At 68.6% G+C, this 24968-nt stretch carries 28 protein-coding genes; 20 read left to right on the top strand and 8 right to left on the bottom strand.

The window, feature by feature from the left end; all coding sequences use genetic code 11:
• The first annotated feature begins 115 nt into the window (after nt 1–115).
• From VHR41_12030 to VHR41_12055, 6 genes are all read left to right on the top strand, one after another.
• Nucleotides 116–655, top strand: coding sequence for an RNA polymerase sigma factor (locus VHR41_12030; GenBank protein ID HEX3234920.1), 540 nt, complete (start codon nt 116–118; stop codon nt 653–655).
• Complete coding sequence (locus VHR41_12035; protein ID HEX3234921.1) at nt 645–1154, top strand: isoamylase early set domain-containing protein; 510 nt, start codon at nt 645–647, stop codon at nt 1152–1154. The genes VHR41_12030 and VHR41_12035 overlap by 11 nt, the downstream gene beginning before the upstream one ends.
• A gap of 4 nt (nt 1155–1158) precedes the next feature.
• Nucleotides 1159–1767, top strand: coding sequence for a hypothetical protein (locus VHR41_12040; protein ID HEX3234922.1), 609 nt, complete (start codon nt 1159–1161; stop codon nt 1765–1767).
• On the top strand, nt 1764–2942 hold the full coding sequence (locus VHR41_12045) for a glycogen-binding domain-containing protein (protein ID HEX3234923.1): 1179 nt from the start codon (nt 1764–1766) through the stop codon (nt 2940–2942). The genes VHR41_12040 and VHR41_12045 overlap by 4 nt, the downstream gene beginning before the upstream one ends.
• 188 nt (nt 2943–3130) lie before the next feature.
• Nucleotides 3131–3364 (top strand): amidohydrolase family protein, encoded by a 234-nt coding sequence (locus VHR41_12050; protein HEX3234924.1) that lies wholly within the window; start codon nt 3131–3133, stop codon nt 3362–3364.
• A 159-nt stretch (nt 3365–3523) separates the two neighbouring features.
• Entirely contained in the window at nt 3524–4057 is a 534-nt protein-coding gene (locus VHR41_12055; GenBank protein ID HEX3234925.1) for a hypothetical protein, read from the top strand.
• Here the strand turns inward: VHR41_12055 and VHR41_12060 are convergent.
• From VHR41_12060 to VHR41_12085, 6 genes are all read right to left on the bottom strand, one after another.
• Nucleotides 4036–4611, bottom strand: coding sequence for a DUF6265 family protein (locus VHR41_12060; GenBank protein HEX3234926.1), 576 nt, complete (start codon nt 4609–4611; stop codon nt 4036–4038). The two genes, VHR41_12055 and VHR41_12060, sit on opposite strands and share 22 nt — an antisense overlap.
• Before the next feature lie 47 nt (nt 4612–4658).
• Nucleotides 4659–5444: a helix-turn-helix domain-containing protein gene (locus VHR41_12065; GenBank protein HEX3234927.1), complete on the bottom strand. Its 786-nt coding sequence runs from the start codon at nt 5442–5444 to the stop codon at nt 4659–4661.
• A 51-nt stretch (nt 5445–5495) separates the two neighbouring features.
• Nucleotides 5496–6365 carry a nitrilase-related carbon-nitrogen hydrolase gene (locus VHR41_12070; GenBank protein HEX3234928.1) on the bottom strand — a complete coding sequence of 290 codons (870 nt, stop codon included), beginning with the start codon at nt 6363–6365 and terminating at the stop codon, nt 5496–5498.
• 99 nt (nt 6366–6464) lie between these two features.
• On the bottom strand, nt 6465–7946 hold the full coding sequence (locus VHR41_12075) for an NCS1 family nucleobase:cation symporter-1 (protein HEX3234929.1): 1482 nt from the start codon (nt 7944–7946) through the stop codon (nt 6465–6467).
• Nucleotides 7943–9328 (bottom strand): dihydropyrimidinase, encoded by a 1386-nt coding sequence (gene hydA, locus VHR41_12080; GenBank protein HEX3234930.1) that lies wholly within the window; start codon nt 9326–9328, stop codon nt 7943–7945. Before hydA ends, VHR41_12075 begins: the two co-directional genes overlap by 4 nt.
• 3 nt (nt 9329–9331) lie before the next feature.
• On the bottom strand, nt 9332–10477 hold the full coding sequence (locus tag VHR41_12085; GenBank protein ID HEX3234931.1) for a hypothetical protein: 1146 nt from the start codon (nt 10475–10477) through the stop codon (nt 9332–9334).
• A 190-nt stretch (nt 10478–10667) separates the two neighbouring features.
• Between VHR41_12085 and VHR41_12090 the strand changes: the two genes are divergently transcribed.
• The 6 genes from VHR41_12090 to VHR41_12115 all read left to right on the top strand — a co-directional run bounded on the left by VHR41_12090 (nt 10668) and on the right by VHR41_12115 (nt 14329).
• The gene (locus VHR41_12090; protein ID HEX3234932.1) at nt 10668–11297 is read left to right on the top strand and encodes a phosphoribosyltransferase family protein; all 630 of its coding nucleotides are present in this window, start codon (nt 10668–10670) and stop codon (nt 11295–11297) included.
• A gap of 103 nt (nt 11298–11400) precedes the next feature.
• Nucleotides 11401–11928 (top strand): DinB family protein, encoded by a 528-nt coding sequence (locus VHR41_12095; GenBank protein HEX3234933.1) that lies wholly within the window; start codon nt 11401–11403, stop codon nt 11926–11928.
• 30 nt (nt 11929–11958) lie between these two features.
• Nucleotides 11959–12111 carry a hypothetical protein gene (locus VHR41_12100; GenBank protein HEX3234934.1) on the top strand — a complete coding sequence of 51 codons (153 nt, stop codon included), beginning with the start codon at nt 11959–11961 and terminating at the stop codon, nt 12109–12111.
• Between the two features lie 108 nt (nt 12112–12219).
• Nucleotides 12220–12756, top strand: a complete 537-nt coding sequence (locus VHR41_12105; protein HEX3234935.1) for a DinB family protein — start codon at nt 12220–12222, stop codon at nt 12754–12756.
• Entirely contained in the window at nt 12753–14084 is a 1332-nt protein-coding gene (locus VHR41_12110) for an amidohydrolase family protein (protein ID HEX3234936.1), read from the top strand. The genes VHR41_12105 and VHR41_12110 overlap by 4 nt, the downstream gene beginning before the upstream one ends.
• A 32-nt stretch (nt 14085–14116) precedes the next feature.
• Complete coding sequence (locus VHR41_12115) at nt 14117–14329, top strand: hypothetical protein (GenBank protein ID HEX3234937.1); 213 nt, start codon at nt 14117–14119, stop codon at nt 14327–14329.
• Between the two features lie 25 nt (nt 14330–14354).
• On the opposite strand, the gene VHR41_12120 is transcribed toward VHR41_12115, so the two are convergent.
• A complete protein-coding gene (locus VHR41_12120; GenBank protein ID HEX3234938.1) occupies nt 14355–15638 on the bottom strand; it encodes a radical SAM protein in 1284 nt (427 codons plus the stop codon).
• Between the two features lie 80 nt (nt 15639–15718).
• Between VHR41_12120 and VHR41_12125 the strand changes: the two genes are divergently transcribed.
• The 3 genes from VHR41_12125 to VHR41_12135 all read left to right on the top strand — a co-directional run bounded on the left by VHR41_12125 (nt 15719) and on the right by VHR41_12135 (nt 19669).
• Nucleotides 15719–16168, top strand: a complete 450-nt coding sequence (locus VHR41_12125) for an NUDIX domain-containing protein (protein HEX3234939.1) — start codon at nt 15719–15721, stop codon at nt 16166–16168.
• A gap of 80 nt (nt 16169–16248) precedes the next feature.
• Nucleotides 16249–17922, top strand: a complete 1674-nt coding sequence (locus tag VHR41_12130) for a M1 family metallopeptidase (GenBank protein HEX3234940.1) — start codon at nt 16249–16251, stop codon at nt 17920–17922.
• Between the two features lie 64 nt (nt 17923–17986).
• Nucleotides 17987–19669: a serine/threonine-protein kinase gene (locus VHR41_12135; GenBank protein HEX3234941.1), complete on the top strand. Its 1683-nt coding sequence runs from the start codon at nt 17987–17989 to the stop codon at nt 19667–19669.
• A gap of 4 nt (nt 19670–19673) precedes the next feature.
• Here VHR41_12135 and VHR41_12140 read toward each other — a convergent pair whose 3' ends face one another.
• Nucleotides 19674–21008, bottom strand: coding sequence for a hypothetical protein (locus VHR41_12140; GenBank protein HEX3234942.1), 1335 nt, complete (start codon nt 21006–21008; stop codon nt 19674–19676).
• A 132-nt stretch (nt 21009–21140) separates the two neighbouring features.
• On the opposite strand from VHR41_12140, the gene VHR41_12145 reads away from it, so the two are divergent.
• The 5 genes from VHR41_12145 (at nt 21141) to VHR41_12165 (ending at nt 24960) form a co-directional block, all read left to right on the top strand.
• Complete coding sequence (locus tag VHR41_12145; GenBank protein ID HEX3234943.1) at nt 21141–22337, top strand: serine hydrolase domain-containing protein; 1197 nt, start codon at nt 21141–21143, stop codon at nt 22335–22337.
• Nucleotides 22338–22416: 79 nt separating this feature from the next.
• On the top strand, nt 22417–23274 hold the full coding sequence (locus VHR41_12150; protein HEX3234944.1) for an alpha/beta fold hydrolase: 858 nt from the start codon (nt 22417–22419) through the stop codon (nt 23272–23274).
• Nucleotides 23275–23373: 99 nt separating this feature from the next.
• The gene (locus VHR41_12155; protein ID HEX3234945.1) at nt 23374–24321 is read left to right on the top strand and encodes a hypothetical protein; all 948 of its coding nucleotides are present in this window, start codon (nt 23374–23376) and stop codon (nt 24319–24321) included.
• Nucleotides 24290–24643 (top strand): hypothetical protein, encoded by a 354-nt coding sequence (locus VHR41_12160; protein ID HEX3234946.1) that lies wholly within the window; start codon nt 24290–24292, stop codon nt 24641–24643. The genes VHR41_12155 and VHR41_12160 overlap by 32 nt, the downstream gene beginning before the upstream one ends.
• The gene (locus tag VHR41_12165) at nt 24640–24960 is read left to right on the top strand and encodes a hypothetical protein (GenBank protein HEX3234947.1); all 321 of its coding nucleotides are present in this window, start codon (nt 24640–24642) and stop codon (nt 24958–24960) included. The genes VHR41_12160 and VHR41_12165 overlap by 4 nt, the downstream gene beginning before the upstream one ends.
• The last annotated feature ends 8 nt before the right edge of the window (nt 24961–24968 follow it).

A 24968-nucleotide genomic window follows, 5' to 3' on the forward strand; every position in this document is an offset into this window, starting at 1 on the left:
GTCGTGGTGGGTCCACCCTCTCAGAGACCCGGAGGTGCCGCGGGCTGTGACCATCGGGCCGTGCGGCTGGCCACCATTCCCGTTGTCACAACCTGGGCGGTGTGAGAGTCTACCCATGATGAGCGACAGCGATGCCGCGCTGGTCGCCCGAACGCTCGCCGGCGACCTCGAGGCGTACACCCAGCTGATCGCTCGCTACCGCGACACGCTGGGGCGCTACGCGGTGTACATGGTGGGCAATCGGGAAGACGCCCAGGAAGCGATGCAGGACAGCTTTTTCCGGGCCTACCGCAGCCTGGGGGAGTGCCGCCAACCCGAACGCTTCGGGGCCTGGCTCTTCCGGATCGTGGTCAACCGCTGCCGGACCGCGCAGCGGCGGCTCAGCCGGGATCGGCGGTTCACCGGAGAGCTTCCGACCGAGGTGGCCGCGAACGGAGACGCCGCCGACGGGCTGGAATGGCGGGAAGAGATCGCCCGGGCACTCGCCAGGCTTAGGCCCCACTACCGCGAGGCGTTTCTCCTGCGTTACGTGGAAGAACTCGAGTACGACGAAATGGCCAAGCTCACCGGCGCCAATCAGCCGGCCCTGCGCATGCGAGTCAAACGGGCCAGCGACCAGCTCCGGGAGCTGCTGCGGGACATCCATGCCACCTGATCACAGCGACGAACTTCAGGATGACATCCTGCGCCGGGCGGTGGCCGAGCTCCGGCGGCCGGTGGCACTGGATCCGGCCACCGATGCGGCGGCGCTCCGGAGGATCCGCACGGAAGGCTCCCGGCCGGCCGGCCGGCCGTGGTGGCGCGGGGCTCTGGCCGCCGCCGCGCTCGCCGCCGGGATTCTTCTCCTGCTGCTGCTTCGCTCCTCGGCGCCGCCGACGCCGAGCGGCGGCGCCAGGTCGGTCGAGCTCCGCCTCGTCGCGCCCACCGGCTCCCAGGTCGTCGTCGTGGGAGACTTCAACGACTGGGACCCGGCGGCTACTCCGCTCCGTCCCGCGGGTGAGCCCGGGGTCTGGAAGGTCGAGCTCCGACTCAAGCCGGGCCGTTACCACTACGCGTTTCTGGTCGACCAGCGGCACTGGGTGAGGGATCCGAGCGAGCCGCCCGTCTCCCACGCCGACTTCGGTACCCCGACATCGGTTCTGACGGTAAGTTGATCCGATGCGATCCTCCTCTTTCCTCCTGCTACTGGTCGGCCTTGTCACCGTGCTCCCGGCCGCGCTTCGGGCCCAGGACCGCCGGCTCGCCGAGCGGCTGGATCCCGTCACCGCGGCAACCGTGCAGCACCTGGTGAATTCGGCGCGCACCAGCGGTCTCCCGACCGAGCCGCTGGTGCAGAAGGCGCTCGAGGGCAGCACCATGGGGGCGAGCGGAGACCGGATCCGGACCGCGGTCCAAGGGCTGCTGGGCCAGCTCGCCCAGGCGCGCGAGGCGCTCGGCAGTCGCGCGAGCGAGGCGGAGCTCACGGCTGGTGCGGGCGCGCTTCGCGCCGGGCTCCCGGGCGGCTCGCTCAGCCAGCTCCACGATATCAGATCGGGGCAGTCCCTGGTGGTCCCGATCTCCGTGCTCACCGACCTGGTGGCGGAGGGTGTGCCGCCAGAGCAGGCCACCAGGGAGGTCTTCGATCTCGCGCGCGAGGGTCGGTCCGACGCCGAGTTCGTGGAGCTGCGCCGCCGAGTGCAGCTACGACGCGGCGGCACTCCGGCCGTGCCCCAGCCACCCGAGCGGCCGGTAACAACGCCGGCCGCCGATCCGCCGTCGGACCGATGACCGCCCCCGCGATCGCCTCGATCGTGGCGCTGCTCCTTGGCGGAGCGGCCGGCGCCGCGGCGGGCCAGGCCAGCGCCACCCTGGACATGGGCGCCGGAAGCTATCGGCCGGATCGCGCCATCACCGGGGGGGTGGCCTCTGTCGCGCCGGCGGTACGAGTGGCGGCTGGACCTGTCCGCTGGTTCGGATCGGGGGTGTACTCCAATGCGCAGGCCGGCCGCTGGAATTTTCAGGGCTCCAGCGGGGCAGCACTCCATTCACCCAATTTCGGGATCTTTCGCGCCGAGCTGCTGGGCGAGGTCGACTGGACCTGGCACCACCAGGCGGCCGGCTCCGCCACGGTTGCGGGTGAGCTCCGGGGATACGTCGCGCCGTCGCCAAGCACGCTGCTCTGGATCGGCCAGGCGCGCGGGTCGGCCTGGTCGCTGGCTCAGCACCGGCCGCTCGAGCGCAGCACCGTCGGCACCTCGGCCCGGCTGGGCCGGATTCGGGTGGGGGTGACGCTGGCCAACACCTCGTTCGATCTCTTCCGCGGAGGCGGAAAGGGAGGAGCCGCTGCCGATTCAGGGCTGGCTGGCAGCGCCGATACGCTGAGCCTCGAGAGGCGCACCACTTTTACCGACGCGATGCTTTCCGGACGGTGGGAGTTGTCGCGGCTGGACCTCGACCTCTCGCTGGGCCGCAGGTTCAGCCGGACCACGCCGGAGATCACCCTCTGGGACGTGACCGCCGTGCGGAGCCTGACCGGCCCGTTGGCCCTCCTCGGCTCGGTGGGCCGATCCGGATCCGACCCGGTGACCGGACTGCCAGGCTCACGCTATCTGGTCGTGGGGCTGCGAGTGAGGCTCAGCGGAGCCCCCATGCCGGTGGTGGAGCTCCCGGCTGCGCCGGTGCGAAGTGGCCTCCGCATCGGTCCCGCGCGGATCACCGGACGCGAGATCCTGCTCCAGGCACCGGGCGCCCGCGAGGTCGAGCTGGCGGGAGACTTCACCGATTGGCGCCCGGTCGAGCTCGCTTCCGCGGGTGGAAACGAGTGGCGTGTCGTGCTTCCGATCGCGCCCGGCCTGCATCGCCTCGCGGTACGGATCGACGGCCGGGCCTGGGGTGCGCCGCCCGGCACCCGCCGGATGACCAGTGAGTTCGGCTCGGAGGTCGGAGAGGTGGCCGTCGAATAGCGCTGAATCGGGTGCCGCCGCAGGTTAGACTTCGAAGGTGAACACCCGCCATACCCGTGCGTTGGCCCGATCCCGGCTCTCTCCGGCGGCCGTCGTTCTGCTCCTGATCTCCTGCTCCTGCATGTCCTGCGGCCGAAGGGCGGCTCCCTCAGCCGAGCGCGGCCCAGTGGCCGGGCGATTCGCGCGGAGTGCCGTGGCACCCCGCCGAAGAGGTCGATCTCCCCACCATGGTGGCGCTCTATACCATCAACGCCGCTTATGCCAATCACCAGGAGCGGGAGACCGGGTCGATTGAGGCAGGCAAGCTCGCCGACCTGGTGGTGCTGGACCGGAATCTGTTCGAGCTTCCGGTGGATCAAATCCATCGGGCGCGGGCAATCTGGACTCTGCTGAAGGGTGAGACCGTGTTCCCGCGCCGCTAGGCGGCTGGTCCCTCCCGGGCGCGGCTGGTCACCGCTGGCCACGGCCCGTACCCCAACCGTGTGCGCCGGAGCCAGAGCACCGTCCCCCTTGCCATGTCCGAGCACGGCGTGAGGCTGCGCACAGTGAGCTGAACTCACCCCCTTCATCCAGGAGATCCCATGCGAACACCCGGTTCGACAGGCATAGCCCTCGCGGCAGCCCTGCTTCTGACGCTTCAGACGGGTCAATTTCATCCGCTCTCGGCGCAGGCGACACGCCCCAAGTGCGACTTGGCCGAGTACCGGCAGTTCGATTTCTGGATCGGTGACTGGGAGGTGACCACGCAGGGCAAGCAAGCCGGCACCAACCTGGTGACGCGGGAAGAGGACGGGTGCCTGATTCACGAGCACTGGACCGGCGCCAAAGGCGGCACCGGCCAGAGCCTCAACTTCTTCGATCGAGGCGATGCCCGGTGGCATCAGGTCTGGGTATCGAACGACGGTGGCGTGCTGAATCTCGCCGGCAGCTACGTTGAGGGGACCCTGACCTTACGGGGTGAGACCAAACAGGCGGACGGCACCCGTCTGATGCACCGGCTCAGCTTTCATCTCAATCCCGACAGCACTGTACGCCAGTTCTGGGAGATCTCGTCCGATAAGGGCAAAACCTGGGCGTCCTCCTTCGACGGACTCTACCGCAAGCGGAAGGCGTGACCCGCGCAGTCCACCCGATGATACCCGAAGCCGATCTTCGGTCCCTTCGCCTCGGCCCCTCCATCGATCCACGCCTGCAGCGAATCGGGCGTCACCAATCGGTATCCGATGCGCTTGGGGAAGTCGTGCGTGGGGTTTTCGAACACCGCCTCGGTGGCGGACGGTGCGGCCGCGCGGAAGACCACCTCGGCCTGATCGCCCGTTCGAACCCGGTACTCCAGAGCCGGCCCGGCAACGCGCAGCACCACGAACTCGTGCTCGGTGACCCGCCCTCCCTTGGTGGTTCGGCTCATGCCCAGCATCATTCCCCCCCCGCGGGGGCAGCCAGGCTTCCTCGACGATCTGATCGCCGCGCTGGAGCGACCAGCAGCCCGCGAGCCATCCGGCCGGCGCCGGATCCGCGGAGTGCTGGGCGGCTGCGGGGATCGATCCCAGGAGCAGCAACCCTGCACCGAGCGTGAGATCGCGCGAAATCGTGCGCATGCGGGCACCGCTTCGAGACAGGGTGAAGAGTGGCGTCGAGCGAGGGTCCTCGAGGAAAGGTCGCACGTCATCGGGCCGGGCGCTTGTACGAATCCGACAGCACTCGAATCGAAGCGCGTCAGCCCTGGTCGTTCAGGAAGGCTGTCGTGATCGGCGTGCTGGCCGGAGCCACCAGGGTCGGGGCACACCCGGCGAACTGCCGGAAGTCGCGCCCCAGATGCGACTGGTCGCTGTAACCGGCCCGCGCGGCGATGGTGGACCAGTGGAGCATCGGCTGCTCACGCGCGAGACGCAGCGCGCGCTGGAACCGCCGCACCCGGGAGAACTCCTTCGGCGAGATGCCGACGAAGCGATCGAACTGGTGCTCCAGGGTTCGGGCGGAGCACCCCGCGGCGCGGGCCAGCGCGTCCACGGATGGTCCCGGACTGCCGCACCACGACCGGGCGAAGCGGTTGAGACCGTCCCGCCGCCTGCCGCCGCCCGCTGCGAGCCGCGATCGAATCGCACGATCCAGGACCGCGCCGATCTGGTCGTCGCCACGGCACGCGTGGAGTTGATCGCCGGTTTCGGGGAGGAGCGCCGGATCGATGTCGGACAGGGCGACCGTGCGATCGCGCACCGCCGCGCTCGCCTCACCCAGAATCGCCGCGGCTCCCCAGGGCGCCAGCTTGATTCCCACGATCCGCAGCATTCCACCGGGAACCATATCTAGCGGCCGGGTCATCTGGCCAACCAGCATGGTCAAGGGCTGGGCCGTCAACCGGCCGGATGGCTGCCGCTCGTGCGTGAGGGGGCCGAGATTGAAGACGATCTCCGCTGCACCCATCGGGAAAGACCGGATGGGCCGGGGCGCCGGAGGCCCCGCCGAGGAGCACCCAGTAGTGGCGAACGTGCGCCGCGAGATCGACCGCCGGTTCGATGCATCGAAACTCGAGGGTCAGCGTGGCGCCCCCGCTCACAGCCTGCACAGCCCGCCGTAGGTCTCGGGACGGCGATCCCGATAAAACTGCCACACGTTCCGGACCTCACGGATCTGGTCCAGGTCCAGCTCGGCGGTGATCAGCTCGTCCCGGTCCCGCGCGGCCTGGGCAACGATCTGACCCCGCGGGGTGCAGAAGTAGCTCTGCCCGTAGAACTCGCCGATGCGCCAGGGATCCTCATAGCCCACCCGGTTGATGGCGCCCACGAAGAATGTGTTGGCCACGGCGTGCGCCGGCTGCTCCAGCCGCCAGAGGTATTCCGAGAGCCCCGCCACGGTGGCCGAGGGGTTGAACACGATCTCGGCGCCGTTGAGGCCGAGCTCCCGGGCGCCCTCGGGGAAGTGCCGGTCGTAGCAGATATAGACGCCCACATCGGCGTAGCGTGTCCTGAAGACCGGGTACCCGAGATTGCCGGGGCGGAAATAGAATTTTTCCCAGAAGCCCGGCGCGCAATGGGGGATGTGATTCTTGCGGTACTTGCCGAGGTAACTGCCGTCGGCATCGATCACGGCGGCCGTATTGTAGTAGATACCGGTGCCGTCCTCTTCGTACAGGGGAACGACGATGACCATCGCGTGCCCCCGGGCCACTTCCTGCATGAGACGGGTGGTGGGCCCGTCGGGAATCCTCTCGACCGCATCGTACCAGCGGGTGCTCTGCTCCGCGCAGAAGTAGGGGCCGGTGAAGATCTCCTGCATGCAGAGAAGCTGAACTCCCTCCCGGCCAGCCTGATCGATCAGCTCCATGTGCTTGGCCAGATTGGCCGCGCGAATGGTCTCGAGGGGCTCGTCGGTGCCACAGGCGTGGGATGCCTGAATCAGCCCGCATTTCACGACTCGGGACATGTCGTCCTTTCGGTGGAGCGGTGTGTCGGTAGTCGGGCGTTCAGGTTGTCATAGCGAGCGGGCTGTCAGCGCACGGATGACCCGAACCGCGCTCCCCCGTCACCCATCGGCCGGCACGCTTTTGCCGCGCATCAAGCCAAGATAGACGAGCCCGCTGAGCGCGAAGGTGACGAACCAGGCGTAGGAGTAGAGCCGGTCGAAGAAGGTTGGATCCGTGACGGCGCCACCCGGGGTGGTCACCGCGCGCAGGAACCCCGGCACTACCGGCAGGATCCCGATCACCAGCGCCACGACCGCCCGCGGGTTGACTCCGCCGCGGTAGCTGTAGACTCCGCGCTCGCGGTAGAGATCGTCCACTACCAGCCGCTGCCGCCGGATGATCCAGTAATCGGCGATCAGGATCCCGCCCAGTGCTCCCATCAGGCTCGAGTATCCCAGCAGCCAGGTAAAGATGTAGGCCGCGGCGTCGGAGTAGAGCTTCCACGGCATCATCGCGATCCCCAGCACCGCCGTGATCAGGCCGCCGGTCACGTAGCTGATCCGCTTGGGGCTCAGGTTGGAAAAATCGTTGGACGGAGAGACGACGTTCGCCGCCATGTTGGTGGTGAGCTGCGCGGCCAGGACCACCAGCGCCGCAAACACGATCACCGCGGTGCCGCCGATCCGGCCAATCAGCACCACCGGATCCCAGATCGGCTCGCCAAACAGCACGATGGTCGCACTGGTGACCACCACCCCGATGAAGGCGAAGGCCGTCATCGTGGTCGGAAGCCCCAGCGCTTGACCCAGCATCTGCGAGCGCTGGCTCTTGGCATAGCGGGTGAAGTCGGGGATGTTGAGGCTGAGCGTGGCCCAGTACCCGATCGACGCGGTGAGCGCCGACGGGAACAGGGCCCAGAAGGGAGCGCCCCCGCCGCGAAGCCGCTCCGACTGGCTCAAGAGCTGGCCCAACCCGCCCCCGGCTCTGACGGCCCACAGCAGGAGGATGGCACCGCCTCCGAGGAGCAGCGGCGCCGACCAGCTCTCCAGGAGCTTGATCCCCTCGGTACCCTTGAGGATCACCGCAACCTGGATCAGCCAGAACAATCCGAAGGTGATGGCGGTGCCGCCCGGCATGCCGGCCCAGCCCGGCCAGGCCGCCCTGAAGAGCGCATCCAGCGCCAGCCCACCGATCCAGGTCTGGATCCCGAACCAGCCGCAGGCCACCACCGCGCGGAGAATGGCCGGTAGATTGGCACCCCGCACCCCGAAGCTCGCCCGGCACAGCACCGGGAAGGAGATCCCGTACTTGGTTCCCGCGTGTGCGTTGAGCACCATCGGCACCAGCACGATGGTGTTGCCCAGGAGAATGGTGATCATCGCCTGCCACCAGCTCATCCCCTGCTGCATGAGGCCGGAGGCCAGGGTGTAGGTGGTGATGACCACGCTCATGCCGATCCAGAGTGCGGCGATGTTGTAGGTGGACCAGGTGCGGCGGGCAGGCTCGGTCGGGGCGAGGTCGGGATTCCAGAGCGGGCTGCCGGTGAGATCGTCCGCGTCGGACGGCGGCGGCCCGAGGTCGATGGCGCGTCCCGCGCTCATCCGGCCCTCGTACGCGACAGCCATTTGCCCCGGCCCTCCCGGCCAACCACGCGATAGTCGTCCACGATCACCTCGCCCCGGGAGAGGGTGGTCCGGGCGAACCCCGCCAGCTCCCAGCCCAGGTAGGGCGACCAGTCGGCGTTGGTCTCCATCGTGGCGGGATCCACCGTCCGAGCGGCGGTCGGATGGATGATCGCGAGGTCCGCATCCGCGCCGACGGTGATGCCCCCCTTCCTGGGATACAGGCCCATGATCCGGGCCGGGTTGGTGCTCAGCTTGAGGCAGAGCTCCTCGATCGAGAGCTTCCCGCCGAGCACGCCATGGGTATAGGTGACCGGGAGCAGCGTCTCGAGTCCCGGCAGGCCCATCGGGATCTTGGTCCAGTCCCCGTTCCACATGGCCTTCTGCTCCCGGTTGAAGGTGCAGGTATCGGTGGAGATGACCGAGACCTCGCCCCCGCGGAGCCCCTTCCACAGGCGCTCGACGTCCTTGGGCTTCTTCACCTGCGGGCAACAGGCGAAGAGGTGCCCGTCCTCCCGCTCGAACACCGAGTCGTCCAGCACCAGGTACTGGGCGCAGGTCTCCGCCACGACCGGCGCGCCGCGGGCCTGCGCCGCGCGCACCAGATCCGCTCCCTCGCCGGTCGACATGTGCACGATGTAGAGCTTGCCGCCGGTCACCTCGCACCACTGGATGGCGCGCTGGATGGCCTCCGCCTCGACGAAGTTGGGCCGGGTCATCGGGTGCAGCCGGGCGCCATAGCGGGCCATCAGCTCCGGCGTGTGGTGCCGTGCGATGAGCTCGTCCAGCACCCGCGCCGACTCCGCGTGCACCAGGAGCATGGTGCCGTACTCCCGCATCAGCTCCAGGGTGCCGAAGAGGGCGCGATCGTCCGACTGCCACCCCTCGGACTCGTAGATCATGAACTCCTTGAAGGTGGTGAACCCGCGCTCCACCATCCCCTTCACCTGGCTCTTATGCTCGGCAAAGCGGGTGATGCAGATGTGGAAGGTGTAGTCCACCAGCGCCTTTCCCTCGGCCTTCCGCATCCAGTTGTCGGCCGCCTGCTCCAGCGACTCGCCGGCGTAGGGGATGGCGAAATCGATCACGGTAGTGACCCCACCCCGGGCACCGGCGCGGGTACCGGTACGGTAGTCGTCGGCGGAGACGGTGCCGCAGAAGGGGAGTTCGAGGTGGACGTGGACGTCGAGCACGCCGGGCAGGACATGGTGCCCGGCGGCCTCGATCACCTGGGTGCGGGCACCCGGCACGAGATCGCTGCCGAGCGCGGCGATCTTCTCGCCCACGATTCCGACGTCCCCGGTGAAGCTCCCGGCGGGCGTCACCACGTTCCCGCCCCGGACGATCCGGTCGAAGTCCATCGGCTACTCGCTGACCGCGGCCTGCGCGGGCGGGGCCGGCGGCGCGTATCCCTCGACCGCCTCGTAGCCGGCGTGATAAGCGGTGGCGTCGGGCCGACGAATCTCCGACTGCGCAACGATCCGGTCGCGCCGGAGCCCGCGGAAGTCCTCGATCCGGGTCCAGCTCTCGGCGGCGTGGCGCAGAAGAAACTCGTCCAGTCCGGCGAGGAGCCGCTTGATCACGTTGGGGCCCACCGCCTGATCCAGCATGGCGGCGGTGCAGACCTGCACTGTCCCGCAGCCGAGCAGGATGTAGGAGAGCGCCTGGCGGAAGTCGGAGATGCCGCCGATCCCGGAGAAGCTCCGGTCGGGGAACGCCTGGGTCATCTGGGCCATCTTGGCGAGCGAGAGCGGGAGGATGGCCGGTCCGCCGAGCCCGCCGCTCGACACCAGCCCATCCACGTTGATCTCGAACTCGAGGGTCTCGGAGTCGATCGGCGGCAGCGACGGGAAGGTGTTGGAGGAGACGATCGCATCCGCCCCGCCCCGGAAACACGCGGCGGCCTCGAGGACGATGTCTGACGTCGCCGGCGTCAGCTTGCACCAGACCGGCACCTTCGCCACCTCCTTCACCGCCTCGGTCACCACCGAGCAGAGCCCCTGATCTTTGCCGATGTTGGAGCCCATATCGCGCCGGTCCATGTGGGGACAGGAGAAGTTGAGCTCCAGTCCGTCCGCGCCCGCGTCCTGGCATTCACGGGCGAGCCGCTGCCAGTTCTGCAGCTCCTTGTCGTTTCCCGAGCCGGCCATGATGGAGGCGATGAGCCTCCGGTCGGGAAACGCCTCCTTGATCCGTCGGAGCCGCGGCAGCCACCAGTCGATGGTCTTGTCGGAGATGAGCTCCCAGTTCCAGGAGGAGTGCAGGGCCGCCCCGGGACGCTTCCGCATCGAGACGAAGGCGTCGTCGGGGGTGGTGCGGAGAAACTTCGCCTTGGCGCCGAGGACGTTGGTGACGGGGTGCAGTCCGATGGTCTTGGTCACCACCCCGGCCCAACCGGCCTCGAAGGCGCGCAGGATGTTGCTCTCCGACTCGGTGGGGGGTGCCGAGGAGAGGAGGAACGGGTTCTCGAAACGAATGCCGGTGAAATCGACTGCGCGATCGAGGGGCATAACGACTCCTGCAGCGTGCGGGGTGATGGTGAAGCATACGCCGCGGGCGGGTGGGGGGCAAACGGCATACGGGCCCCTGAGCGACCCCCGCCCGCTCGGGACGCCTATAATTCTCCTCGATCTCGTTCCGCGGGGACTTCCGTCCACCATACCGTCGACCTGATCCGGCAACCGGTAACTGGACCCAGGCATGAGCCAGACGACAGCCGATGCGTTTCTGGAGCTGGTCAGCAGCAGGCGGGGCCACTTCGAGTTCGAGTCCGGGTATCACGGCGAGCTGTGGCTGGATCTCGACCCACTCTTCGCCCGGCCCAGCCGGGTCGCGCCGCTGATCGCCGGACTCGCCGCCGCGCTCCGTTGCCACGACGTGGAGGGCGTGTGTGGTCCGCTGGTGGGCGGCGCCTTCCTCGCGCAGAGCCTGGCGGCCGCGCTCGACCTGGAGTTTCTCTACACCGAGCCGGTGCCCGCTCCGGCCGGGAGCGGGCTCTACCAGGCCCGCTACCGCCTGCCGGCGGCGCTCTCGCCGCGGGTTCGCGCGAAGCGGATCGCCATCGTCGACGACGTCATCAGCGCCGGCTCCTCGAGCCGTGCGACCTGGGCCGAGCTGCAGACCCACAGGGCCCATCCCGTGGCGGTGGGGACCCTGCTCCTGCTAGGCTCGGCCGGGGCGGATTTCTTTCGCCGGAACGGCCTGGCGGTCGAGGCGGTCTCGTGCCTTCCGTTCGAGCTCTGGACTCCCGCCAGCTGCCCACTCTGCGCCGGGGGCGTGCCCCTGGAGCGCCCCCGTGCAGGCGATCGAGCGATCGAATCCCGGCCCTGACCCTCCGGAGCCAGTTTCGGGCTGGCACTTTGGCCGGCCTGGACTCGTCAGTCTCCGATGCCAGCCGCCATCGAACGGCCGAACCCATCCTGAGGAGAGTGCCATGCGCGTGATTACCCTCATCCTGCTGCTCTCGTCCGCGCCAACGCTGGTCCGCGCTCAGGCCGGGCCGTACCCCGACCTCCAGGCCGACTGGCAGCGCAATCGTACGGCGGTGCTCGCCTACATCGACGCGATGCCGGATTCCGCCACCGGTTTCCGCCCCACGCCGGGCGTCCGGACCTTTGCCCAGCAGTTCGACCACATCGTGACCACCAATCTCGAGGTGGCGGCCATCGCCCTGCGCGGTCTCAAGGCGGCGCCGAGCCTGGGCGACAGCACCGTGTATCTCCGCGACAAAGCCGCCCTCCGTCGGTACGCCACGTCCACCTACGATTACCTGCTCGACGCACTCCGGCATGCCTCACCGGCGCAGCTGCGCCGTCCCGTCGCCATGTACGGTCAGCCCCCGCAGCCCGCCATCCGCCTCGCCGCGCTGTCGTTCGAGCACTCGGTATGGACCTTGGGACAACTGGTGCCCTATCTTCGGCTGAATGGGGTCACCCCACCCGAGTACAGTATGCCGTTCTGAGTCCCGAACGAGGCAGGAGGTCTTTCCCCCATGATCCGCAAACTGGCGTCCGGCGAGTACCGTCTGTATTCCAGGAAGAAGAACCCGAAGACCGGAAAGCGCCGCAACCTGGGCACCTTCAAGACACGGGCGGCCGCGGAGAAGCACGAACGGGCGGTGCAGTACTTCAAGCGTGGCGGCTGACGCCGCCGCCGCTGACGCCTGCCGATCCGCGGTGGATATCGAGCAGACGGCCGTCTGGTCCGGGCCCGCTGGACGGCGTATCTTGAGCCGTCCCCGTCCCGAGCCGTGATGGACTTCGACCTCGACTCCTCGACCACCGTACTCGCGCGCACGCCGGCCACGCTGCAGGCCCTTCTGGCCGACCTGCCCGAGCCGTGGACCCGCGGGCGAGAGGGGCCTGACACCTTCAATCCATTCGATGTCGTCGGTCATCTGATTGACGGCGAGGAGACTGACTGGATTCCCCGCGCGCGGATCATCCTTGCCCGCGGCCCGGACCCGCGCTTCGAGCCGTACGATCGCTTCCGCCATCGGGCTCGCAACGCGGGCCGCTCGCTGAGCGAGCTCCTGAAAGAGTTCGCCCAGCTCAGGACAAGGAACCTCGAGCTGCTGCACTCCTGGCGACTCACCGGTGCGGAGCTCGAGCTCACCGGCATCCACCCGACCTTTGGCCCCGTCACGCTCCGTCAACTGCTCGCCGCCTGGGTCGTCCACGATCTCGGCCACCTGGCGCAGATTGCCCGGGTGATGGCGAAGCAATATGGCGACGCGGTCGGCCCCTGGGTGCCGTTCATGCCTGTGCTCACCGACCGACTCTCGTCATGAGGAGCGCGTTCGGCCTGGCCATGGCGCTCGCATGGCTCGGCCACTCTCCCGGCCGGCTGCAGGGACAGGCGTCCGACACGGCGGCTGTCCACCGTCATGTGGTCATCCGCGCCGCCCGGCTGATCGACGGCCGGGGCGGCCCGCCGCTGCTCCATCCCGTCATCATCATCGACAGCACCCGCATCACCGCGGTCGGCAGCAACCTCGCAGTTCCGCCTGGCACCGAGGTCATCGACCTCGGCCGCGCCACCCTGCTCCCGGGCCTGATCGACTGCCACACCCACATCACCGGCGGCGATCCGGGAGACTACTACCAGAGCCTCTTCCGCCGGAGCCCGATCGACTACGCCGTGGCCGCTCCGACCTTCGCCCGCCGAACCCTGGAGGCCGGCTTCACCAGCGTACGGGACGTCGGGAGCGGCGAGTTCATCGACGTGGCGCTCCGCCGGGCGATCGACTCTGGCCTGGTGGTCGGTCCCCGGATGCAGGTGGCCACGCTCGCGATCGGAGCGACGGGGGGCCACAACGACCTGGTCGGCTTCTCGCCCTACATCAAGTTCGGCCAGTTCTCCGGGGTTGCCGATGGGGTGGACGAGATCCGGAAGCTGATCCGGTTCGAGGTGAAGAACGGGGCCGACGTGATCAAGCTGATCGCGAGCGCGGGCGTGCTCACCGAGGAGCAGTCGGCCGGGGCCCCGCAGTACTCCCAGGAGGAGATGAACGCGGTGGTGCAGGAGGCAGCGGCGTGGGGCCGCAAGGTGGCGGCCCATGCCCACGGGGCCGAGGCCATCAAGCGCGCCGTCCGGGCCGGCGTCGCCTCCATCGAGCACGGCAGCCTGATCGACGACGAGGGGATCCGGCTCATGAAGGAGCGGGGCACCTACCTGGTGGCCGATATCTACAACGACGATTACATCCTGGCCGAGTACAAGCGGCTCGGCTACCCCGACCTCATTCTCGACAAGGAGCGGCAGATCGGCCGCCTGCAACGGGAGAACTTCCGAAAGGCCGTGCGCGCCGGCGTGAAGGTGGCATACGGGACCGACGCCGGGGTTTACCCCCACGGCTGGAACGCGAAACAGTTCGCCTTCATGGTGCGCTACGGGCTCACCCCGATGCAGGCGATCCAGTCGGCCACCACCAGCGCGGCCACCCTGCTCGGCTGGGAGGACCGGGTCGGTGCATTGGCAGCGGGGCTCTATGCGGATATCGTTGCGGTCGATGGCGACCCGCTCCAGGACATCACCCAGCTGGAGCGGGTGACTTTCGTGATGAAGGGTGGCATCGTGTACAAGAACCTTCGCCCGGCGGCCGCGACCAGCCGCTGATCTCCCTCGGACGCACACCTCTGGAGCACCCGATGGCCGCGAAACTCGACAAATCGATCAAACGCGAGCTGGAGTTGGACGGCAAGCTCTACACGGTCACCATCTCGCCGGAAGGCGTGAAGATCACGCCCAAGGGGGCGCGCAAGGGGCCGGAGCTGACCTGGCGGACCCTCCTGGCAGGGGATGCCGAGCTGCACCGCGACCTCAACGTCTCGGTCGACGCCTACAGGACGCCGACGGAGTAGCCCGCCACCCCGTGGGAAGGGCGAGCTACCGGAAGGTTCCGGGACTCACCTCGTAGAGCACGTGATGCACCCCGACCTCGTCCTCGGGCGCCCAGAAGCCGAGCTGCTCGGTCCAGCGGGTGGTCTGCAGCCGCCGGCCCCTGAGCGTGAGAAATCCGCCGGCCCTGGTCGTGACCACGCCCAGGCCACGGAGATCCGACAGGCCCCGGAGGCTGGTGGACGCCCGCTGAGCGACGATGCGACGCGCCGCGAGCGGACCGATGCCTGGCACGCGCACCAGCTCCTCATAGCTCGCGCGGGACACCTCGACCGGGAACCGCTCGGGATGCGCCAGCGCCCAGGCGCTCTTGGGGTCCATCGCGAGCGGGAGATTGCCACCCGGTCCGAACACCACCTCGTCGGCCGCAAAGCCGTAGTCCCGCAGCAGGTACTCCGCCTGATACAGCCGGTGCTCGCGCAGGACGGGAGTGGCCGGCAGGTTTTCCATCGGTGTGTCGGTGATCGGCCGGAAGGCGCTGAAGTGCGCATGATGCAGCCCGCCACCGTGCTGCAACCGGCTCACCGTGTCGAGAATAGTCCGATCGGTGTCCGGCGTGGCGCCGACCACGAACTGCATGGTCATGCCGGAGACCCCGCCCGGGTGGAGCGGGTCGCGGGGCCGGCCGGCGCCCCGCGCCATGCGCTCCTGAAGGACCAGTGCCCGCACCCGCTCCAGATCGCCCAGCGTGACCGGCAGGCTCTTCTCCGGGGCAATCCGCGCGAGCGTGGCGCCACACGGCGCCTCGAGATTGAGCGAGACCCGGCTCGCCAGCGCGGTGAGCCGCTCGATCTGCGACGCCTCCGCCCCGGGCACCAGCTTCACGTGGATGTAACCATCGAACCGGTGCCGCTCCCGCAACAGCTCGAGCGCCTGGATCAGATCGTCCACCACCTTGACGGGCCGGCCGGGGATGCCGGTGGTGATGAACAGCCCTTCGCACCAGCCCCGCCGCCGTGCTTCCAGAAAGATGCGGACCAGCTCCTCCGGCTTGAGCAGCGTGCGCGGCATTTCCCGGTCGCGCCGCATCGGACAGTAGTGGCAGTTGAAGCTGCAGGCGTTGGTCATGAGGACCCGGAGCAGGGATGTCTGCCTGCCCGGTCCGGGCCGGAGATTCCGGATGTTGAGCGGACCCAGCGCCCCCACCTTCTGCGCGTGGCGCAGCCGGGGTGGCGGTCCATCCCGGTCTCCCGCCGCGAGAGCCATCAGGATCTGGAGCTTGCTCTTGAGGTCCAGCACACCCTTCATGGCGGCACCCCCGGTGGTGGTCACCGACACATTACCCGAAGATATCCCGAAGATCAAGAGCGCGCGGCGCCCCGGAATTCATCTCGACCCGTAGTGCCGTGAAGGTGAGCGCCGGCCTCCTGCTCTTTCGCCGGGGAAGCGGGGGTCTCGAGCTGTTTCTCGCCCATCCCGGCGGGCCGTTCTGGTCACAGAAGGATGCCGGCGCCTGGACCATTCCCAAGGGAGTGATCGAGCCGGGCGAAGATCCCCTCGCCGCGGCCTGCCGGGAGTTCGAGGAGGAGACCGGCGTACCACCCCAGGGTCCGTTCCTCCCGCTCGGAAGCATCCGCCAGAAGGCCGGGAAGGAGATCCACGCCTGGGCCTGGGAGGGCGATGCGGACCCCGACCGGGTCCACAGCAATCTGACCCGGATGGAGTGGCCCCGGGGCTCCGGCCGGTGGCTCTCTTTTCCTGAAGTCGATCGCTGCGGCTGGTTCGGTCCGGCCACGGCGCGGAAGAAGATCAACCAGGCGCAGACCGAGCTGATCAGCCGGCTGGAGGCGGCCCTGGGGTAGGCTATCGCCCTGTCCAGATGAGGGCTTACCTTGTTCGAGCACGACCTTGTTCGAGCACCAGCCACGCGGAGCTGACCACCATGCGCACGTCGCTGCCGGGGATCGCCGCCCTCGTCCTGTGCCTGTCCGCACCGGCACTGGCCCAGGATACCGCCGCGATCACCCGTGCCGACACGCTCCGCGGCAGCATCACACCGGAGCGGATCTGGTGGGACGTCACGTTCTACGACCTGCACGTGGCCGTGAGTCCGGCGGACAGCAGCATCCGAGGCTGGAACGGCATCGGGTACCGGGTGGTGGCGGGCGCGCGGGAGATGCAGGTCGATCTGATGACCCCGCTCCAGGTCGACAGCATGGTGCAGGACGGACGCACGCTCTCCTACCGCCGCGATGGCGATGCGTTCTTCGTCACCCTGGCCTCGCCGCAGCGGCAGGGAGACCGGAAGACGCTCACGGTGTACTACCACGGCCGGCCGCGCGTGGCCAAGCACGCACCCTGGGACGGCGGGTTCGTCTGGGGCGCAGACAGCCTGGGCCACCCCTGGATCGCGACCGCCTGCCAGGGCGTGGGCGCCAGCATCTGGTGGCCCAACAAGGACACCCAGGCCGACGAGCCGGATAGCCAGCGGGTGGCGATCACCGTCCCCGATTCGCTGGTCGATGTGTCCAACGGCCGGCTTCGCGGAGTGACCCTCCACCCCGACCGGACCACCACCTACGAGTGGTTCGTGGCCGATCCGATCAACAACTACGACGTGGCCGTCAACGCCGCCAGCTACGCCCATTTCGCCGAGCTCTACCAGGGCGAGGACGGCACGCTGACACTGGACTACTGGCCACTGGCATACAACCTGGACGCCGCCCGCCGGCAGTTTCAGCAGGTCAAGCCGATGCTCAAGTGCTTCGAGCACTGGTTCGGACCGTATCCTTGGTACACCGATGGCTACAAGCTGGTGGAGACCCCGCACCTCGGCATGGAGCATCAGAGCGCCGTCGCCTACGGCAACCACTACCAGAACGGCTACCTGGGACGCGACCTCTCGCGCTCCGGCGTCGGGCTCCGCTGGGACTTCATCATCGTCCACGAGAGCGCCCACGAGTGGTTCGGCAACAGCCTCACCACCGCGGACGTGGCCGACATGTGGGTGCACGAGGGCTTCGCCAATTACTCGGAGAACCTCTTCACCGAATGCCAGCAGGGACGCGAGGCGGGCTCGGCCTACGTGATCGGCAGCCGGAGGAACATCGTGAACGACCGGCCCATCATCGGCCGGTACGGCATCAACCGGGAAGGCTCCAAGGACATGTACTACAAGGGCGGCAACCTGTTGCATACGATCCGGCAGATCGTGGGCGACGACGCCCGGTGGCGGGGCATCCTGCGGGGTCTCACCGCCACCTACCGACACCAGATCGTCACCAGCAACCAGGTCGAGAGCTATATCAGCCGCGAGGCCGGAATCGACCTGAGCAAGGTGTTCGATCAGTACCTGCGCACCGCCCGAGTGCCGGTGCTGGAATACCGGATGGCCGGGGCGACGCTCAGGTACCGCTGGACCGACGTGGTGCCCGGATTCGCCATGCCGCTCAAAGTGACGCTGTCCGACAGTGGGTACGCGCTGATTCATCCTACCGAGGCCTGGCAGAAGACGCGGCTTCGGCTGCGCCGGCGGGCCGACTTCCGGGTCGACCAGAACTTCTACGTTTTCGCCCAGGACGCGGACTCGCTGCCCGGCTCGATCGGCGCGCGGTAGGCCCCGCCGGGTGGTCTTGGGCCCGGCGGCGGTCTAGATTGGTCTTTTCTCCGACCCGCGCAGCATGGTGAGTCCCAGCCTTCAGCAGCAACTCCAGACCTCCCTGGGCGATGCGTACCGGCTCGAGCGCGAGCTCGGCGGGGGCGGCATGTCCCGGGTGTTCGTCGCCCAGGAGCTGGCTCTCGGGCGTGAGGTGGTGGTCAAGGTCCTCCTCCCGGAGCTCGCCGCCGGCGTGAGCGTCAGCCGCTTCCGCCGGGAGATCCAGCTCGCGGCCCGCCTCCAGCATCCCCACATCGTCCCTCTCCTGGCGGCGGGCGAGTCCGACGGGCTGCCCTACTTCATCATGCCGTTCGTGGTCGGCGAATCGCTGCGGGGACGGGTGGCGCGGGAGGGCGAGCTGCCGGTGGGCGAGTCGGTGAGAATCCTGCGCGACGTGGTCTCCGCGCTGGCCTACGCGCACAGCGCCGGCATCATGCACCGCGACATCAAGCCGGACAACGTCCTCCTGTCCGGCGGCGTGGCGGTGGTGACCGACTTCGGCGTGGCCAAGGCAGTCAGCGTCTCGGCCGAAGGTCAGGAGACGGCGGGGCTCACGTCGCTGGGCGTGGCGCTGGGCACGCCGGCCTACATGGCGCCGGAGCAGGCCACCGGAGACCCTCAGATCGACCATCGGGCGGACATCTACTCGCTCGGTGCCATGGCGTACGAGATGCTCACCGGACGCCCACCGTTCATGGGGCGCTCGGCGCAAGCCGTGCTGGCCGCCCAGGTGGTGGAGATGCCGGAGCCGGTGGAGCGCCTCCGGCCCGCCGTTCCATCCGCCCTGGCCACGCTGGTGGCCAGCTGTCTCGCCAAGCGGCCAGCCGACCGGCCGCAGTCGGCACACGAGGTGATGAATCTGCTGGACACGCTGGCCACGCCCAGCGGCGGCATGGCACCGACTCTGGCCACGACTGTGCCGACGATCGCGGCAGTGCCGCCACGCCGCCGGCGCGCTGTCCTGGCCGGTGCTGCCGCGACGTGCGTCCTGTTGCTGCTGCTGGCCGCCACGCTCTGGCTCCGGCCTTCGCCGCCGCCTCGTGGATCTGCGGCTCCAATTACCCCGACCAAAGCCGAGACCACGGCCATGGCGCCCCAGCCGGCCCAACCGGCGGTCCCACCGCCGGCCGCACCGCGGGCCACGGAGCCGACGGTGCCAGTCCGCACGATGGAAACGAAGCCGCCCCGCAAGCGGCAGCCTGCCGTTGCCCCCCAGCCACGTGAGGCGGTTCCGGAGCCGGCCGAGTCGGCTGCGCCGAGCCCAGCATCCGCACCCGCGGTTGTCGTTGCGCCGGCCGCACCGGCGCCGGCGCAGGACACGGTCGAGAGCGTGACGCCATCGCCCAGGCCCGCCCCGGCGCCCACTCCGCCTCCGCCGGTCGATCCCCGTCCGGAGATCCGCCGCGTGGTGGCGGACTATGCCGCAGCGATCGAGTCCCGGAACATCGCCAGTATCCGGCGGGTCTATCCCGGAATGACGCCGGTGCAGGAGCGCGGGTGGGATCAGTTCTTTCAACTGGTCCGCGAGGTCAAGGCGCAGCTGGATGTGAGCCAGCTGGAGACCGCGGGCGGCAACGCCATGGCACGGATTACCGGCAACTACACCTACCGCAACGGCAGCACCGGCCGGACCGAGCGCCAGCCGGTCAGCTTCCAGGCGATCCTCCATCGCACCGACGCCGGGTGGCGCATCGGCGAGGTTCGTTGATCGCCTAGAAATTGTATTCCAATCCGAAGGTCCAGATGAGGTCGGGTCGGAGGCCACCGCGGTTGAGCGGCCATTCGCCGTTGGCGATGGCGATGAGCCCCCGTGCCGCCTCGAGCTTCACGCCCAGGGATGCGTTCACCTGGTCGTCCCGCCGGTCGGGAATCGTGGTCGGCGTGATCACCCTCCGGTAGGGCGACTGGATCACCACCGGGCCGGGGACCTGGAGCGGGCTGTCTCCCACCTGGAGCTCGGTGACGAGGTCGGCCGCGAGGGTGGCCCACGGCGCGAGCAGATGATCGAAGCCGGCCGTGGCGAGCACCTCATCGCTCTCGAACGCGCCGCCCCGGTAGAGGTAGCCCAGGTTGGCGTGGGGGGAGAAATCGCCGAACCGAGCCGAGACGATGCCCAGGCCGCGCACCGCGAAGGAGCCTGAGCCGAGGAGATCTTCGCTGCTGCCGGTGGGGAAACGGGTATCGGCCAGGATCGCGACCGACACCGGCATGCCCCGGCTCAAGTTGATCTTGACCCGGGCGGCGACATCCCCCACACCGGTGGCGGACCCCTCCACGAACCGGGAAGCGCTGAGCACCGGATTCTCCGGTGTGCCACCGAAGAAATGCACCGCCGGCGGCGGACCGAACGGCACGATCTGCGCGTTGCTGGTGCCTTGCAGTGAGGTGGAGACGATCGGGAGGACCACGCCCAGGTCGATCCGATCGGTCAGCCCGTAGCTGAGGAGGAACGAGGTCACCGTCAGCCGGACATCGAGTGCCAGGCTGAGGTCGATCGTCTCGTTCTCTAGCAGCGGCACCCCCAGCAGGGAACAGTCCCCCCCGGCGATCGAGTCACACCCCTCGAAGTCGGAGTTGGCGTGGGTAAAGGTGAACGACAGATTGTCTAGGTCCACCCCCCGCAGCGTCTTGAAGCTGACCCCGGTCCGGGTGAGGCTCGCGAGGATCCGGCCCCGTCCCAGCGTCTGCGCCCGCTCCCCGAAGATGGGACCGGCGGAACTCGAGGTCCGCACCGGTACGCCCCCTTCGAAGCTGAAGGTCGACCCGCCGCTGGCCGCGCTCACCGGGACGTTGGCGACGTTGCTGCCGATGGAGTTGGTGAGGAACGAGATCACCGTGCCGTTGCTGGCCACCGCAGCCGGAACGAAGTGGTTGCCGTGAATGCGGATCGCTTCGGGATTGTTGGGGTCACCGGTGCCGCCGAGAAAAAGCGGCTGGTCGCCCTCGCCGAAGATGAACAGCTGGGAGAGCTCGTGCTGCAGATGCTGGGCCTCGAGGGTACGGGCCGCGCAGCCGAACAGGGCGGCGGCCAGGAGCAGGTGGCGCATGGGAACTCCGGCAAGAGAGTCCCCGACATTGTCGGTGCGTCGGTCGAATTTCGCAACGGCTTGCGCTCCCAACGGGCCGGGTCTTTCTTCTCGCGACTCCGTCTCGTTTCCCGCCGCCACCAGGACGTCCGCATGCCTCGGCGCATCGGTTGGGTCGCTGTCCTCGCTCTCCTGGCGTCCTCCCCGCTCGAGGCCCAGCGCCGGTCAGACCCGGGGCCGGGCTGGTCCGAGTTCACCAGGACGTTTCGCGTCTTTCTTGCGACGGACAGCGTTGTGGGGGCGAGCGCGCTCCTGCTGGGCGACGGTCAACGGCTCGCCCATGTCGAGGCGGGATCTGCCGACCGCGACCTCCGGCAGCGCATCGACGAGCGCACCATCTATCACTACGCCTCGATCACCAAGACGTTGACCGCCGTCGCCATCATGCAGCTGCGCGACCGCCACCGGCTCTCCCTTGACGACCGGGTCACCAGCTACATCCCCGAGCTGCGGCAGATCCACAACCCGTTCGGCTCGATGGATGCCATCACCATCCGGATGCTCCTGTCCCACACTGCGGGGTTCCAGGATCCCACCTGGCCGTACAGGGCGGGGAAGCCGTGGGAGCCGTTCGAGCCCACCCGGTGGGAGCAGCTGGTGGCGATGATGCCGTACCAGGAGATCGCCTTTCCGCCAGGCAGCCGCTTCAGCTACAGCAACCCGGCGTTCATCTATCTCGCGCGCATCATCGAGGCAGTCACCGGCGACCCCTACCCGACCTACATCCAGAAGAACATCTGGACTCCGCTTGGCCTCACCCGCAGCTACTTCGGTGCGACCCCGTACCACCTGGCCGACCAGCGCTCGAACAACTACACCCTGGTCCGGGACAGTACCGGCCGTGAAGCGGTGGTGGCCAACGGGCGGGACTTCGATCCGGGTGTGACCATCCCCAACAGCGGCTGGAACGCGCCGTTGGCCGACCTCGCCACCTGGGCCGATTTCCTGACCGGCGCCCCGCGAGGGGACAGCGCCGCCGCCCGGCGGTACCAGGGGGTGCTCGCCCGGACGTCGTTGCTGGAGATGTGGCGGGCGGTGCGGCCGATCACCGGCGACTCGGCGGGCCGGAAGGCCGTGGGACTCTCGTTCTTCCTGTTCGACGATGGCGGGGCCCCGCTGGTGGGACACACCGGTGATCAGGCGGGCTTTCGCTCGTTCCTTTACCTCAACCCGCGGACCGGCGCCGCGATCCTCGGTGTGATCAACACCGGGAACGACGTCGACCCCGAGGGCACGGCCGCGCGGTGGAACGAGATGAATCGCGCGGCACGAGCGGTCATTGCCCCATAGTGATCACATGTCGATTTCGGCGCGTCCGGTTCGTCGGAGCAGTAGAACCGGAGCTCAGCCGAAAGGAGACACCGCCGAGATGAGGTACCCAACGATCTCGAAAACCGAGTCGAATGCCCTGAAGGTGCCGGGCGCCACGATCTACTATGAAATTCGGGGATCCGGCCCGACGCTGGTGATGATCCCTGGTGGGCCCGTGGACGCCGGTATTTTCGCCGGTCTGGCCCGAAGCCTGGCGGATCGCTATACGGTAGTGGCCTACGACCCGCGCGGAATCTCGCGCAGCACCCTGGACGGCGCGTCCGAGGACCAGCAGGTCGACGTTCTCGGCGATGATGCCGCGCAGCTCATCGAGGCACTGGGCGGCGAGCCGGCCTATGTGCTGGGGACCAGCGGCGGCGGGCAGATCGGGCTCAACCTTGCCGCCCGACATCCCGAGCGGGTGCGCCTCCTCGTGGCCCACGAGCCGCCCTGCGCAACCCTGCTTCCCGACGCTCAGCAAGTGCTGGCTCAAATCGAGGAGGTCTACGCCACCTATCGCCGGGAGGGCGCCAGGCCCGGCATGCGCAAGTTTACCGAGCTCGTCGCATCGGGTGGCACGCAGCAGCGGCAACACCGGTCATCGCGGGTCGAGCCGGCCTCCGAGCTGGGTGAGACGTTTGCCCGGATCGGAGGCAACCTGGACTACTTCCTGGAGCACCTGCTCAGGCCGATCTCGTTCTACCTCCCCGACGTCGAGGCGCTGCGTGGCTTCCCGGAGAAGGTCGTGGTGGGCATCGGCCAGGAGTCGGGGGGACAACTCGCCAGCCGCAGCGCGCTCGCGCTGGCCAGCAGGCTGGGAACCGAGCCGGTCGTCTTCCCCGGCGACCACGGCGGCTACGGCGCTTACCCCGACAGCTTTGCGGAGACCCTGCAGGGCGTGCTTCGCAGCGAGTGATCGCATCGAGGATCTAGCGGGTACGTGATCTTCGGGATATCTTCGGGTGGTCCGGCGCAGTGGCCGGCAGACCGAGGAGTGTCCCCTATGGATGTGGATGTGCGTCAGGCATCGCGGCTGCGCCCCGCCCGCCGAGCCGGCTTGCGGTTGGCCAGCGGGGTGCAGCTCAAGTACTTCCTGCGGTATCAGCGGCTTCCGGCCGGGATGGGCGACCCCCGGATGCAAGTGGTCCAGCGGATCCTGGACTACATCGAGGCGGGCCGGCTGGCAGGTGACCTGGTCGACCGGGCCATCGCCGAGTTCCTGGAGTACCGCAACAAGCGGGTCTACTTGTATCGGGCGGAGCCCTCCGCCCTGGTCCGGATCGATCTGGCGCGCTACCCGCTCCGGATCCGGACCTGGTCGGAGGCGCGTATCGAGTCGCTGCCCGACACGCCACAGGCCAACTACTCCTACATCGATGCCGAGCAGGTTCGGGTCACCTTCAGCGAAACCCATCGCCACCCCACCGTCGACCTCACGGCGGAGCGGGTCGGCTGGCGCCGCGCAGGGAAGATCATCGTGCTCGACGTGGATCGCCGCACCGGCTTCGTCACACTCGCGCTCGATCCGCCGGGCCTGATCCACCCTCACGGCAGCCGGCCGGTCGACTACTACGCCTTCTACGCCGGACAGGCGGAGGTCCTGCTGGGTACCCCGCTGGTCCCTTTCCCACTGCAGGGCCCGCTGTTGCGGCTCGAAGCCGGAAACCTGGTGCGGGTGCAGCAGGGCCGCGGCTCGACCATCGACGGCAGGATCGACATCCTCGCCTCGGGGCCCGACGTCCGTGCCATGCCGGCGTTTCAAGCGGTCCGGCCCAGTATCGCGGTGCGCGACTCGGGCCGATACGTCTGGCTGCCGGGCCACTCGACTCAGAACGGAGCGCCCCGCCTGCTGCGCGAGGTGCCGACCGAAATCCATGCCGGCACCAGCATGGTCCGCTTCACCCGGGACTCGCTGGTGCAGGAGGTGCGGTATGTTCTGGGACAGATTCAGGCGCACAGCTGAGCCCGGGGTCCCCGCCGAGTGGGCGGACGATCTGGCCAAAGTCGAACAGATTATCGAGGGAGCGCCCCGGGGCGCGGCGGTGGACCCCATGATCGTCGCCGCGCTCACCGGGGTGCCGCTTGGCGCGGTCATCGCGCTCCTCCAGGTACTCGCCCGAGGGAAGCGGGGCCGCCTCGAGCTCCGGGTGATCGACGCGCGGGGCCAGGAGGTCGCCGCCTATCCCACTCTCCGTGACATCCCGGCCCAGGTGGAAGATCAGTTCGGCGACCTGACCCGGGTGCATCCCGAGAACGTCGAGCTGGTCTTTCGGGTGCCAGCGTGAACCTCTCTCAGCTTCCCGATCTCCATCGTCTGAGGGCCGACTGCCGGAACGCGCGTCTCAAGGCCTACTATGACGAGGCCATCCGCCAGACGCTCGCCGGGGTGCAGGACGAGCGCCTGCCCCACCATTTCATGCGCGCCGTCCTCTGGGTGCTGCTCGGCTTCTTCGCGGTTTCCGGCGGGATCGGAATTTTGGCAGCCCTCCGGGTCCTCCAGGTCGACCAGCCTGGCATGACCCTCATCTGGCGCACCTTCGTGACCAGCGTGGTCGGCCTCGCGGCGGCCATGATCCGGGCAGCCTTGCCGGGTCGGCCTTAGTTTGCATG

The organism is Gemmatimonadales bacterium (assembly GCA_036265815.1).
Taxonomy (GTDB): Bacteria; Gemmatimonadota; Gemmatimonadetes; order Gemmatimonadales; family GWC2-71-9; genus CAVVWJ01.